The sequence below is a fragment of the Streptomyces iakyrus genome, assembly GCF_000717055.1.
GTDB lineage: Bacteria > Actinomycetota > Actinomycetes > Streptomycetales > Streptomycetaceae > Streptomyces > Streptomyces iakyrus.
Genome location: NZ_JNXI01000015.1, coordinates 67856 through 80701, shown reverse-complemented (window position 1 = coordinate 80701; position 12846 = coordinate 67856). Strand labels below are relative to the sequence as shown.

At 72.8% G+C, this 12846-nt stretch carries 8 protein-coding genes; 3 read left to right on the top strand and 5 right to left on the bottom strand.

Features of this window, described 5'->3' with window-relative positions; genetic code table 11:
- Positions 1 to 18 precede the first annotated feature (18 nt).
- A complete protein-coding gene (gene hrpB / locus OO68_RS23380; protein ID WP_033310630.1) occupies positions 19 to 2538 on the top strand; it encodes an ATP-dependent helicase HrpB in 2520 nt (839 codons plus the stop codon).
- Here the strand turns inward: hrpB and pgfA are convergent.
- From pgfA to OO68_RS23370, 3 genes are all read right to left on the bottom strand, one after another.
- Positions 2528 to 3520, bottom strand: coding sequence for a cell envelope lipid trafficking protein PgfA (pgfA, locus tag OO68_RS23375; RefSeq protein WP_033310629.1), 993 nt, complete (start codon positions 3518 to 3520; stop codon positions 2528 to 2530). The genes hrpB and pgfA overlap by 11 nt on opposite strands.
- Positions 3521 to 3545: 25 nt before the next feature.
- Entirely contained in the window at positions 3546 to 3680 is a 135-nt protein-coding gene (locus OO68_RS45600; RefSeq protein ID WP_106974395.1) for an SPW_0924 family protein, read from the bottom strand.
- A gap of 149 nt (positions 3681 to 3829) precedes the next feature.
- Positions 3830 to 5572, bottom strand: a complete 1743-nt coding sequence (locus OO68_RS23370; RefSeq protein ID WP_033310628.1) for a lytic transglycosylase domain-containing protein — start codon at positions 5570 to 5572, stop codon at positions 3830 to 3832.
- 342 nt (positions 5573 to 5914) lie between these two features.
- Between OO68_RS23370 and OO68_RS23365 the strand changes: the two genes are divergently transcribed.
- The gene (locus OO68_RS23365) at positions 5915 to 6772 is read left to right on the top strand and encodes a DUF4184 family protein (protein ID WP_033310625.1); all 858 of its coding nucleotides are present in this window, start codon (positions 5915 to 5917) and stop codon (positions 6770 to 6772) included.
- On the opposite strand, the gene OO68_RS43170 is transcribed toward OO68_RS23365, so the two are convergent.
- Both OO68_RS43170 and polA read right to left on the bottom strand, forming a co-directional pair.
- Complete coding sequence (locus tag OO68_RS43170) at positions 6690 to 7379, bottom strand: hypothetical protein (RefSeq protein WP_157852745.1); 690 nt, start codon at positions 7377 to 7379, stop codon at positions 6690 to 6692. The genes OO68_RS23365 and OO68_RS43170 overlap by 83 nt on opposite strands.
- Positions 7380 to 7639: 260 nt before the next feature.
- Positions 7640 to 10366 (bottom strand): DNA polymerase I, encoded by a 2727-nt coding sequence (gene polA, locus OO68_RS23350; protein WP_033310623.1) that lies wholly within the window; start codon positions 10364 to 10366, stop codon positions 7640 to 7642.
- 189 nt (positions 10367 to 10555) lie between these two features.
- On the opposite strand from polA, the gene OO68_RS23345 reads away from it, so the two are divergent.
- A complete protein-coding gene (locus OO68_RS23345; RefSeq protein WP_033310621.1) occupies positions 10556 to 12835 on the top strand; it encodes an FdhF/YdeP family oxidoreductase in 2280 nt (759 codons plus the stop codon).
- The last annotated feature ends 11 nt before the right edge of the window (positions 12836 to 12846 follow it).

Below are 12846 nucleotides of genomic sequence, written 5' to 3'. Positions count from 1 at the left end.
GCGTACGACACTGATGGCGTGATCCGTGACGACGCCCTGGCCTCCCTGCCCGTACGCGGTGCCCTGCCCGCTCTGCGCGAAGCCCTCGACGGGCACGGCACCGCCGTCCTGGTGGCACCCCCCGGCACCGGCAAGACGACGCTGGTGCCGCTGGCGCTGGCGGGACTGCTCGGGGAGGGGCCCGAGCGGCGGGTGATCGTGGCCGAGCCGCGGCGGATCGCGGCCCGGGCCGCGGCGCGCCGGATGGCGTGGCTGCTGGGCGAGAAGCCCGGCGAGAGCGTCGGCTACTCCGTGCGCGGGGAACGGGTCGTCGGGCGGCACACGCGCGTGGAGGTCGTGACGACCGGCGTGCTCGTCCAGCGGCTGCAACGGGACCAGGAGCTGGCCGGTGTGGATGTGGTGGTGCTCGACGAGTGCCACGAGCGGCACCTGGACGCGGATACGGCGGCGGCCTTCCTCTGGGACGTACGGCAGGCCCTGCGGCCGGAGCTGCGGCTGGTGGCCGCCTCGGCGACGACCGACGCGCAAGGGTGGGCGCGGCTGCTGGGCGGTGCGCCGGTGGTCGAGGCGCAGGGCACGGCGTATCCGGTGGAGACCGTGTGGGCGCCGCCGGTGCGGCCCGTACGCCCGCCGCACGGGATGCGGGTCGATCCGGCGCTGCTGACGCACGTGGCGTCCGTGGTGCGGCGGGCGCTGGCCGAGCGGGAGGGGGACGTGCTGTGTTTCCTGCCGGGCGTGGGCGAGATCGCCCGGGTCGCCGGGCAGCTCGGGGGGCTCGGTGGGGTCGAGGTGCTCCAGGTGCACGGGCGGGCGCCGGCGGCCGTGCAGGACGCGGTGCTGCTGCCCGGGGAGCGGCGGCGGGTCGTGCTGGCCACGTCCGTCGCGGAGTCGTCGCTGACGGTGCCGGGGGTCCGGGTCGTGGTCGATTCGGGGCTGGCGCGCGAGCCCCGGGTGGACCACGCGCGCGGGCTGAGCGCGCTGGCGACGGTGCGGGCGTCGCAGGCGGCCGGGCGGCAGCGGGCGGGGCGGGCCGGGCGTGAGGCGCCGGGGGCGGTGTACCGCTGCTGGGCGGAGGCCGAGGATGCGCGTCTGCCGCGGTTTCCGTCGCCGGAGATCAAGGTGGCCGACCTGACGGCGTTCGCGCTCCAGGTGGCGTGCTGGGGGGATCCGGACGCGTCGGGTCTGGCCCTGCTGGACGGGCCGCCGGGCGGGGCGATGGCGGCGGCGCGGGAGGTCCTGGCGGCGGTGGGGGCGGTGGACTCCGTCGGGCGGGCCACGGAGCGGGGAGTCCGGCTGAGCCGGGTGGGCGTGCATCCCCGGCTGGCGCGGGCACTGCTCGACTCCGTCCCGGTCACGGGGGCCGAGAGGGCTGCGGAGGTCGTGGCGCTGTTGAGCGAGGAGGCTCCGCGGGAGTACGGCGACGATCTGGCCGGTGCTCTGCGGCGTGCTCGGCGTGGGGGTGACGCCTATTCGTCGCGGTGGCGGACGGAGGTTCGGCGGCTGCGGGCCGCCGTTTCCGGTGTGTCCGACAAGGCGGCGGAAGCGGAGGCGCCGGCGGGTCTCTCCGAGGAGCAGCAGGCCGGCCTCGTCGCCGCGCTCGCCTTCCCCGAGCGGGTCGCCAGGGCCGACGGCGGGTCGTACCTCATGGTGTCCGGGACGCGGGCGGAGGTCGGTGCGGGGAGTGCGCTGCGCGGGGCGCAGTGGGTGGCCGTCGCCGTGGCGGACCGGCCCGTCGGCAAGGGGCACGCGCGCGTGCAGTCGGGGGCGGTCGTGGACGAGGACGTGGCCCGGCTCGCCGCGGGCGCGCTGCTCGACGAGCGGGACGAGGTCCGGTGGGACGGCGGGGACGTCGTCGCGCGGCGGGTGGAGCGGCTGGGAGCCGTGGAACTGGCCGTGCGGGCGCTGAAGGACGCCGACCCGGGGCTGGTGCGCGACGCGCTGCTCGACGGGCTCCGGCGGGAGGGGTTCGGACTGCTGCGGTGGTCGGCGGAGGCCGGTGCCCTGCGGCAGCGGCTGGCGTTCCTGCGGCTCCATGTCGGTGCGCCCTGGCCGGACGTGTCCGACGACGCGCTGCACGCGCGCGTGGAGGAGTGGCTGGAGCCGGAGCTCGGCCGGGCGCGGCGGCGGGCCGATCTGGCGCGGATCGACGCCGGGCAGGTGCTCGCCCGGTTGCTGCCCTGGGCCTCCGGAGAGGCCGGGCGGCTCGACGAGCTGGCCCCGGAGCGAATGACGGTGCCGAGCGGTTCGAGGATCCGGATCGACTACTCCCGGCCCGAGCAGCCCGTACTGGCCGTGAAGCTGCAGGAGATGTTCGGGCTCCAGGAGTCGCCCCGGGTCGCCGGGGTGCCGCTGCTCGTGCACCTGCTGTCCCCGGCCGGGCGCCCGGCCGCCGTCACCGCCGATCTCGCCTCGTTCTGGCGGGACGGCTACCGAGGCGTACGGGCGGAGCTGCGGGGGCGGTACCCGAAGCATCCGTGGCCCGAGGACCCGGCGGGTGCCGAGCCGACCCGGCACACCAACGCGCGGCTCAGGCGCTGACCGACGACGGTTTCTCGGCCGCCGTGGGCACCGGGCCCGAGGGGCGGCGGCTGCGCGCCTCCAGGTACAGCGCGAGGGCCAGCAGGAGGACGCCGAGGGTCAGGAAGCCCCAGGGCAGGTAGGACGTCATCAGCAGGATGAGCAGGCGCTGGGACTTCACCAGGTCGACGGTGTGCGCGATGTAGTCCTCGCGCATCTTCACGTGGCCGGCGAACGCGGTCACCTTGTCGCGGTCGCCGAGGAGGGCGCCGCCGCGCAGTTCCTCGCGGTGGATCTCCTCTCCGTACACGGGCGCGCCGGTGAGGGGTTCGACCCAGAACTTGCGGACGGTGGTGTACCAGCGGGTCGTGCCGGTCCCGGCCACCGCCTCGGGGGTGAGGCCCTCGACGGGCAGGGTCTTCGGGATCTTCACCTTGGTCCAGGGGATGGTCTGCTCGAAGTAGTAGACCTCCAGACCGCGGAAGTCCCGGGTGCCCTCGTAGGTGATGGGCGCGGTGACGCGGGCCTGGGCGTCGAAGTACTCGTAGGCCCGTTTCTCCGTCAGGAAGGGCCATTTGAACTCGATGCCCGTGCGGCGCACCGGATCGCCGTCGACCATCTCGCCGGTGGCGTGGACGGGTTCCTGGGTGTGGGCGTCGAAGATGTAGCGCTCGGGGATCTTGGAGACCATCTTGCCGTCGGGGCCGACGACGTAGGACAGGCCGTCCCAGACGACGACGTCCCGCCCGGCCGACTCCTCGATCCGCTCGGAGGCCTCCACGTTGCCCTTGAGGGTCTGGACGATGGTGACCTTGGGGACCTTCTTCGCCCGCATGGTGCCGTAGTCGAGGAGGGTGGCGTCCTTCGCCTCCAGGACCATGTCCTGGTACTGGTTCGCGGGGACCTTGGCGAGGCGCGGGAAGGCGTACCAGCGCAGCAGCGGGGACAGGGCCGCGAAGAACACGGCGAGGGCGAGCAGGACCAGGCCGGCCTTGCGGCGCATCTCGGCCTCCCTCCCGGGCGGGCGGTCAGGGGTGTGCGGGCACGGTCGTCAGCAGCGGCTTCGGGGACGTACCGCCCGAGGGGGTGCCGAGGGTGGTCAGCGTCAGGACCACGGCGAACGCGACGGCGAGACCGGTGACGGCGGCGATGAGGGCGCGCATACGGAGCCTCCCCACGGGGCGTGACGGACAGAACTGATACTCCGTCAGGTTTCTCGGCACCGTAGCAACGCACGGCGGAGATGAGAACACGTTGCACGCACAACGACGCCCCTCCTTATAAGAGGGGCGTCGCCTGTCGTACCTGGGAGCTACGCGCTCGGGCTCGCCGAAGCGCTCGGCGAGGACGTCTCGGCCGCCGCCACGGTCAGTTCGACGGTGAGCGTCGCTCCGCCGGCCGTGGTGATGCGCAGCAGGAACGTGCCCGTCGTGTCGTCCGCGTACAGCTTCGGCAGCTTCAGCAGGCCCTTGGCGTCCGTCTTCAGGCCCGTGAGGGTGCGGAGGGTCTTGCCGTCGGCGTCCTTGAAGTAGGGGCCCTTGTCGTTGGCGGTCGCGTCGTCCGCCGATGTGATCAGCGTGGCGGTGGCCGCGACACCGTCGGCGACGGCGCCGTCGTACGTGGCCTTCACCTCGACCTGGTTCGCGAACTCGCCGCTTGGGGCGCAGGTCAGTGCGGCGTCACCGGTGCGGACGAGGGTGTCCGCGGCGCGCTCGGTGACGGTGGCCTTGTAGTCGAGGCCCGGGACGGTACGGCCCACCACGGTGGCGCGGACGGTGACGGCACCGGTCTTCTCCCCCGCCTGCAGGGCGGGCGCGACGGCCACTCCGGAGCCGTTGGTGGCGACCGTGGCCACGCTCTCACCGCCGGTGAAGGTGGTGTCCGTGTCGCCGACGATGGTGAAGCGGACCCTGACCTTGGCGACGGCCTTGCCGGCCTCCGTCTCGGCGCGGGTGCTGATCCGCTTGCCGAACGTGTCGCCGGCCATGGCGGTGAGCTTCGCGGTTCCGGCGTCCTCCAGGTGGTCCACCGTGTCGGTGGGGGTGGGAGTCGTCGCGGGCGGCGTGGACGGCGTGCCGGGCGGGGTGGTGGGCGGCTTCGGCGTCGTCGTGCCGCCACCGCCGGGCTTCTGGGGTGTCTCGGGCTTCTCGGGCTTGGGGCCGGGCCTGGGCGTCGAGCCGGCCGGGGCCGTCGCGCCCGGGATGGTGGGCGTCGGGCTCGCGCCGTCGTCGCTGCGGTTGTCGGGCAGCGTGCCCGCGCCGTCCGGGACCTCGTGCGTGCCCTTGCGGTAGAACTCCAGCCACCTCATGACGAGGTTCAGGTATTCCCGCGAGTTGTTGTAGCTGAGGATCGCCCGGTCGAGGTCGCCCTGCTGGGACAGGTCCCAGTTGTTGCGGCACAGGTAGTGGCCGGCGGCGAGCGCCGCGTCATAGATGTTGTTGGGGTCCTTCTTGCCGTCGCCGTTGCCGTCGCGGCCGGCCCAGGCCCAGGTGGAGGGGATGAACTGCATGGGGCCGACGGCCTGGTCGTACGAGCTGTTGCCGTCGTACGCGCCGTCGTCGGTGTCCTTGATGAGGGCGAAGCCGTTGCCGTCGAGCTGCGGCCCCAGGATCTTCTTGATGGTGGTGCCGTCGGCGTCGACGCGGCCGCCGCGGGCCTGTCCGGACTCCACCCGGCCGATGGCCGCGAGGAGTTGCCAGGGCAGGTTGCAGCCGGGCTTGGCTTCGCGCAGCGCCGTCTCGGCCTTCTTGTAGGCGTCGAGGACGGTCGCGGGGATACCGGCTTCCGTGGCGTCCGTGCCGCCCGGGCCGGGGCCCGTGGACGGTGAGGGGTTCGGGCTCTTGAGCGGAGGCAGATCCGTGTAGTACGGCGAGTTGCCGGTGGCGCTGCCGTCGGAGGCACTCGCTTCGGGTGAGGGGGTGGCGTCGGCGGCGGTCTGTCTGCCGTGGTCGTTGACACCCGGAGCCTGGGAGGCGGACAGGGCCGCGACCGCAACCGCGGCCACGGCGGTGGTCGCCGCCCCCTTGCGCAGCCTCCTGCCGAATTGCGCCGCCATAGAGTGAACCCCTCCCGTGGACGCCCGAGCGCCCGGTCTACGTCTGCAGTGTTCGCCCTGTTGTGACGATCCAACCGCCCGAGGGGTTGCCCTCCGACGGCTACAACTCTGTTCTCTTGCGTGCCCTGCTCTTAACCGCGTTCACGTGATCGACGCACTCCCCGCGCGGCGACTCTGGCGACCCTACGACAACTTCCTTTGCTCGGGCACCCGTTCGTGACCGTTTTTCACCAGTTGGTCATGTGTGCTGCGTGAGGTGGTCGACGGAGCGGCATCCCGCATACTGGGCCACTGGCCGCCGGGCGTCCCAGCCCGGTGCAACGACCGTCGCGAGGAGCCGAGTTGCCGTTCACGCTGAGCCATGCGGCAGCCGTGCTGCCCGCCGTACGCACCGACGGCACGGGCCGGGGCCCGCTGGTGCCCGCCGTGCTCGTGGCGGGTTCCTTCGCGCCCGACATGACCTACTACGCGGCGAGTGCGCTGTCCGGGGCGATGGAGTTCGGTGACGTCACGCACGCCCTCCCGGGGGTCTTCACCGTCGATGTGCTCATCGCCTGGGCGCTGGTGGGGCTGTGGCTGCTGGTGCGTGAGCCGCTCGTCGCGCTGCTGCCGCGGGCCCGGCAGGGGCGGGTGGCGGCTCTGCTGCGGTGCGGGGCGCCGCGCGAGCGGGTGCGTCCGCCGCTGGTGGCGCGGTGGTACGTGTCCGCGGTGCTCGGTGCGCTGACCCATGTGGTGTGGGACGCGTTCACGCATCTCGACCGGTGGGGCATGCGGCTGTTCCCGGTGCTGGGCCGGGAGGTGGCGGGCTCGCCGCTGTACTGGTACCTGCAGTACGGCGGTTCGGCGGTGGCCGCGGTCGTGATCGCCCTGTTCGTGGCGCGTGCGCTGCGGCGGACGCCCGTACGCGAGCCGGTGGGGGTCCCCGTCCTCGCGGTACGCGACCGGTGGGCGGCCGCTGCCCTGATCGGCGGCTTCGCGCTGGCGGGGGCGGTGCAGCGGGCGTCGCGGTGGTGGGCGTACTGGGGCTCGGCGGCGAAGCCGTGGGAGATCATTCCGACGGTGTGCTTCGGCGCGGGCGCGGGACTCGTCCCGGCGCTGCTGCTCTACGCCGTGGGGGTCAGGGCGCGGCGTCCGGTTCCGGTCCCCACGGGTCATGCCCCTGCCGCCGAGACGGAGCCGAGCCGCCCGGCCGCTCGCTGAGCGTGCTGTCCGTCGTGATGTACACGGTGATGGTGGTGTGCGCGGGGCGGGGGCGCGGGAGCAGGGTGAGGACGAGGGTCAGGTAGTCACGGGCCAGTCGGGTCCAGGGTCGGGAGGGTTTGCCCGGGGCCTTGGGGGCGCAGCGGGGCCGGGTTCCGGCGGGTACGTTGCCGGTGACGGCGGCGAGGGCAGCCAGGGCCTCGGTGCCGGTGAGGCCCGTGAGCGCAGCGAGAGCATCCGTGCCGGTGAGACCGGTCAGGGCTGACAGAGCCTCGGTGCCGCCCGTCAGAGCAGCGTCCGTGGCGGCCAGAGCGGTCAGCGCAGCCAGAGCGTCGGTGCCGACGAGCACGGGAGCGGCGGGAAGGGCGTCTGCGCCGGCCAGGACCGTGGCGGCGGGCAGGGCACCGGTGCCGGCCGAGCCGCCGAGCCGCCGTCGGCCGTGGGACAGGCGCTGCCGGAGGTCCGTCGTCGCGTGGCGCAGGGCCGAGGTGAAAGTGACGGGGACGCGAACCGTACTCGCGGCGGCCTCGAACGCCGGGACCGGCGACAGACCCACGCCTGATGCCCTGCCTGATGCCGTGCGGCTGAGGAACGTGCGTATACCCATGCCCCGCATCTTTGCGAGCGCGGTGGGCGGAGGCGCCTTCTCGGGGGCCACGCGAGTGACGGTTCAGTGGGGGCCGGGGCGGGTGACCAGGGTAAGCCGGTGCCCGGGGCGCCCGGGGCGGGCGTGACCCCAGGGGCCGGGGACTCCGGCACTCCGGACGGGCGGAAGGCGCCCCCCGGCCGGCACGGGACCCGGGCCGACGGGAAACCCCCCGCACACCCGGGCCACCACTGCGATCCGCCCGGTGACCGCCCGGCCGGCTAGTGCGCCGCCGACTCCCAGTCCGGGCCCGCGCCCACCGAGACGCCCAGGGGGACGCGGAGGTCGACGGCGTTCGCCATCTGCCGGCGGACCAGCTCCTCGGCGGCGGCCCGCTCCCCGGGGGCGATCTCCAGCACGATTTCGTCGTGGACCTGGAGGAGCATGCGGGAGGCCAGGCCGGCGTCCTTCAGGGCGTCGTCGACCTTGAGCATGGCGATCTTGACGATGTCGGCCGCGGTGCCCTGGATCGGCGCGTTCAGGGCCATCCGCTCGGCGGCCTCGCGGCGCTGGCGGTTGTCGCTGTTGAGGTCGGGCAGGTAGCGGCGGCGCCCGAAGAGCGTCGCCGTGTAGCCCGTGGCCCGGGCCTCGTCGACCGCCCGGCGCAGATAGTCCCGTACGCCGCCGAACCGCTCGAAGTACGCGTCCATCAGGGCGCGGGCCTCGGCCGCCTCGATGTTCAGCTGCTGGGACAGGCCGAAGGCCGAGAGCCCGTAGGCCAGGCCGTACGACATGGCCTTGATCTTGCGGCGCATCTCGGCGTCGACCGCGGTCGGCTCGACCGCGAAGACCTGGGAGGCGGCCGTGGTGTGCAGGTCCTCGCCGGAGGTGAACGCCTCGATCAGGCCCGCGTCCTCGGAGAGGTGGGCCATCACCCGCAGTTCGATCTGGCTGTAGTCGGCCGTCATGAGGGACTCGAAGCCCTCGCCGACGACGAAGCCGCGGCGGATCGCCCGGCCCTCGTCGGTGCGGACCGGGATGTTCTGGAGGTTCGGGTCCGTCGAGGACAGACGGCCCGTGGCAGCGACGGTCTGGTTGAACGTCGTGTGGATGCGGCCGTCCGTCGCGATCGTCTTGATCAGGCCCTCGACGGTGACGCGGAGCTTGGCCTGCTCGCGGTGGCGCAGCATGATCACCGGCAGCTCGTTGTCCGTCTGCGTGGCGAGCCAGGCCAGGGCGTCGGCGTCCGTGGTGTAGCCGGTCTTGGTCCGCTTGGTCTTGGGCAGGGCCAGCTCGCCGAAGAGGACCTCCTGGAGCTGCTTGGGCGAGCCCAGGTTGAACTCGTGCCCGGCCGCCGCGTGGGCCTCCTTCACCGCCTGCTGGACGGCGCCGGCGAACATCTGCTCCATGGCCTCCAGGTGGGGCCGGTCGGCCGCGATGCCGTGCCGCTCCATGCGGGCGAGCAGCGCGGACGTGGGCAGCTCCATGTCGCGCAGCAGGTCGGCGGCGCCGACCTCCTCCAGACGGCTCTCGAAGGCCTGGCCCAGGTCGAGGACGGCACGGGCCTGGATCATCAGGGCCTCGGCCTCGGCACCGTCGTCCGCCCCGAAGGCGAGCTGGCCGTCGGCCGCGGCGGCCGGGGTCAGCTCGCGGTGCAGGTACTCCAGGGACAGCGCGTCCAGGTCGAAGGAGCGGCGGCCCGGCTTGACCAGGTAGGCGGCGAGCGCGGTGTCCATGGTGACGCCCTCGACGCTCCAGCCGTGCTCGGCGAAGACGCGCATGGCGCCCTTGGCGTTGTGGAGGATCTTGGGCCGGGCGGCGTCGGCGAGCCAGGTGGCGAAGGCCCTCTCGTCGGCCTCGTCCAGCTGGGAGGGGTCGAACCAGGCGGCGGGGCCGCCGGGCGCGGCGAGGGCGACCTCGGCGACCGAGCCGGTGCCGAGCGCCCAGGTGTCGACCGTGGCGATGCCGAGGGGCTGGGTGCCGTGCTCGGTGAGCCAGGCGGGCAGCTCGCCGGTGGAGAGCACCGTGCCGTCCAGCTCCACGCCTTCGGTGCTGACCGGGGTGGTCTCGGCCTCCTCGGCCCCGGGGTCGACGGCGAAGAGGCGCTCGCGCAGCGAGGGGTTCCTGATCTCCAGGGTGTCCAGGATCATCGCCACGGCCTTGCGGTCGTAGGGCGCGCGCTCCAGGTCGGTGACGACCTTGGGGAGCTCGACCCGGCGCTCCAGCTCGGTGAGTCGGCGGTTGAGCTTGACGGATTCCAGGTGGTCGCGGAGGTTCTGTCCGGCCTTGCCCTTGACCTCGTCGACGCGCTCGACGAGCTCGGCGAAGGAGCCGAACTGGTTGATCCACTTCGCGGCGGTCTTCTCGCCGACGCCGGGGATGCCGGGGAGGTTGTCGGAGGGGTCACCGCGCAGGGCCGCGAAGTCGGGGTACTGCGCGGGCGTCAACCCGTACTTCTCGAATACCTTCTCCGGGGTGAAGCGGGTCAGCTCGGAGACGCCCTTGGTCGGGTACAGCACCGTGGTGTGCTCGCTGACCAGCTGGAACGAATCGCGGTCGCCGGTGACGATCAGCACCTCGAAGCCCTCGGCCTCGGCCTGGGTGGCGAGCGTGGCGATGACGTCGTCCGCCTCGAAGCCGTCCACCGCGAAACGCTGGGCGCCCATCGCGTCCAGCAGCTCGCCGATCAGCTCGACCTGTCCCTTGAACTCGTCCGGGGTCTTGGAGCGGTTCGCCTTGTACTCCGTGAACTCCTGGGACCGCCAGGTCTTGCGGGAGACGTCGAAGGCGACCGCGAAGTGCGTGGGCGCCTCGTCGCGCAGCGTGTTGGCCAGCATCGACGCGAAGCCGTAGATCGCGTTCGTCGGCTGGCCCGTCGCGGTGGTGAAGTTCTCCGCGGGCAGCGCGAAGAACGCGCGGTAGGCCAGCGAGTGCCCGTCCATGAGCATCAGTCGCGGCCGGCTGCCGCCGGAGGTCTGGTCGGTCGTCTTCGATGCTGTCTCTGCCACGCCCCCGATCCTGCCACGCCCCACTGACAGTCGGTCCCGCCCCCGCGGGCGCCGGGCTCGGGCGCACCTCACGGGGGATCACCCCGCTCACCCCGCCGCCGGCGCCTCCCGGCCCGACCGCAACCGCTGTCACCAGCGCGTGCGAGGATCGGAGACGTACCTCACAGCGCAGTCGAAGAGGAGTGTGCGATGGCATCCAAGCCGCCCAAGAGCGATCCGGTTCAGGACGCGCCGCAGGTCGCCGAGCCGAAGCGCGCGGCCGCGGGGCTCCCGGCCATCGGCCACACGCTGCGGATCGCCCAGCAGCAGATGGGTGTGAAGCGCACCGCGCTGACGCTGCTGAGCGTGAACCAGAAGAACGGCTTCGACTGCCCCGGCTGCGCCTGGCCCGAGCCGGAGCACCGGCACAGGGCGGAGTTCTGCGAGAACGGCGCGAAGGCCGTGGCCGAGGAGGCCACTCTGCGCCGGGTCACGCCCGAGTTCTTCGCCGCCCACCCGGTCGCCGACCTGGCCGGGCGCAGCGGCTACTGGCTGGGCCAGCAGGGCCGGCTGACCCACCCCATGTACCTCCCCGAGGGGGGTACGCACTACGAGCCGGTCACCTGGGAGCGCGCCTTCGACATCATCGGTGAGGAGATCGCCGCGCTCGCCTCCCCGGACGAGGCCGTTTTCTACACGTCGGGCCGCACGAGCAACGAGGCCGCGTTCCTCTACCAGCTGTTCGCCCGCGAGTTCGGCACGAACAACCTCCCCGACTGCTCGAACATGTGCCACGAGTCGTCCGGCTCGGCCCTGTCGGAGACGATCGGCATCGGCAAGGGCAGCGTCCTGCTGGAGGACCTCTACCAGGCCGACCTGATCATCGTCGCCGGGCAGAACCCGGGGACGAACCACCCGCGCATGCTGTCCGCGCTGGAGAAGGCCAAGGACAACGGCGCGAAGATCATCAGTGTCAACCCGCTGCCCGAGGCCGGCCTGGAGCGCTTCAAGAACCCGCAAACGCCGCAGGGCATGGTCAAGGGCGCCGCGCTCACCGACCTGTTCCTGCAGATCCGCATCGGCGGCGACCAGGCCCTGTTCCGCCTGCTGAACAAGCTGATCCTGGAGACGGACGGCGCGGTCGACGAGGCGTTCGTGCACGAGCACACGCACGGCTACGAGGAGTTCGCCGCGGCCGCCCGCGCCGCCGACCGGGACGAGACGCTCACGGCGACCGGCCTGACCCAGGAGGACATCGACAAGGCCCTCCGTATGGTCCTGGCCTCGAAACGCACCATCGTGTGCTGGGCGATGGGCCTCACCCAGCACAAGCACTCGGTCCCCACGATCAGGGAAGTCGTCAACTTCCTGCTGCTGCGCGGCAACATCGGCCGCCCGGGTGCGGGCGTGTGTCCGGTGCGCGGGCATTCGAACGTGCAGGGCGACCGCACGATGGGCATCTTCGAGCGGCCCGCCCCGGCGTTCCTGGACGCCCTGGAGAAGGAGTTCGGCTTCGCACCCCCGCGCGAGCACGGCTATGACGTCGTCCGCGCCATCCGCGCCCTGCGCGACGGCGAGGCGAAGGTCTTCTTCGCCATGGGCGGCAACTTCGTCTCGGCGTCCCCCGACACGGACGTCACCGAGGCGGCCATGCGCCGCGCCCGGCTGACCGTGCACGTGTCGACGAAGCTGAACCGCTCGCACGCGGTCACGGGCGCGCGGGCCCTGATCCTCCCGACGCTCGGGCGTACCGAGCGCGATCTGCAGGGCAGCGGCGAGCAGTTCGTGACCGTCGAGGACTCGATGGGCATGGTGCACGCCTCCCGGGGCCGCCTGGAGCCCGCGAGCCGGCACCTGCTGTCGGAACCGGCCATCGTCAGCCGCCTGGCCCGCCGCGTGCTGGGCGAGAACAGCCGCACGCCGTGGGAGGAGTTCGAGAAGGACTACGCGGCGATCCGCGACCGCATCGCGCGCGTGATCCCGGGCTTCGAGGACTTCAACGCGCGCGTGGCGCGCCCCGGCGGCTTCGCACTCCCCCACGCCCCGCGCGACGAGCGCCGTTTCCCCACCGCCACCGGCAAGGCCAACTTCACGGCCGCGCCCGTGGAGTACCCGCGGCTGCCCGAGGGCCGCCTGCTGTTGCAGACGCTGCGCTCGCACGACCAGTACAACACCACGATCTACGGCCTCGACGACCGTTACCGGGGCATCCGGGGCGGCCGCCGGGTGGTTCTGGTCAACCCCGAGGACGCCCGGGCCCTGAAGGTGGCGGACGGGTCGTACGTGGATTTGGTGAGCGAGTGGAAGGACGGCGTGGAGCGCCGGGCCCCCGGCTTCCGCGTCGTGCACTACCCCACGGCCCGGGGCTGCGCGGCCGCGTACTACCCGGAGACCAACGTGCTGGTGCCGCTGGATGCCACCGCGGACACCAGTAACACCCCGGCCAGCAAGTCCGTCGTGGTGCGTCTGGAACAATCGGCGACCGACTGAGCGTTCGCTCA

Excerpts from the sequence above, each read along its gene's own strand:
- pgfA (WP_033310629.1), bottom strand. The coding sequence starts at position 3,520 with ATGCGCCGCAAGGCCGGCCTGGTCCTGCTCGCCCTCGCCGTGTTCTTC.
- OO68_RS45600 (WP_106974395.1), bottom strand. The coding sequence starts at position 3,680 with ATGCGCGCCCTCATCGCCGCCGTCACCGGTCTCGCCGTCGCGTTCGCC.
- OO68_RS23370 (WP_033310628.1), bottom strand. The coding sequence starts at position 5,572 with ATGGCGGCGCAATTCGGCAGGAGGCTGCGCAAGGGGGCGGCGACCACC.
- OO68_RS43170 (WP_157852745.1), bottom strand. The coding sequence starts at position 7,379 with ATGGGTATACGCACGTTCCTCAGCCGCACGGCATCAGGCAGGGCATCA.
- OO68_RS23345 (WP_033310621.1), top strand. The coding sequence starts at position 10,556 with ATGGCATCCAAGCCGCCCAAGAGCGATCCGGTTCAGGACGCGCCGCAG.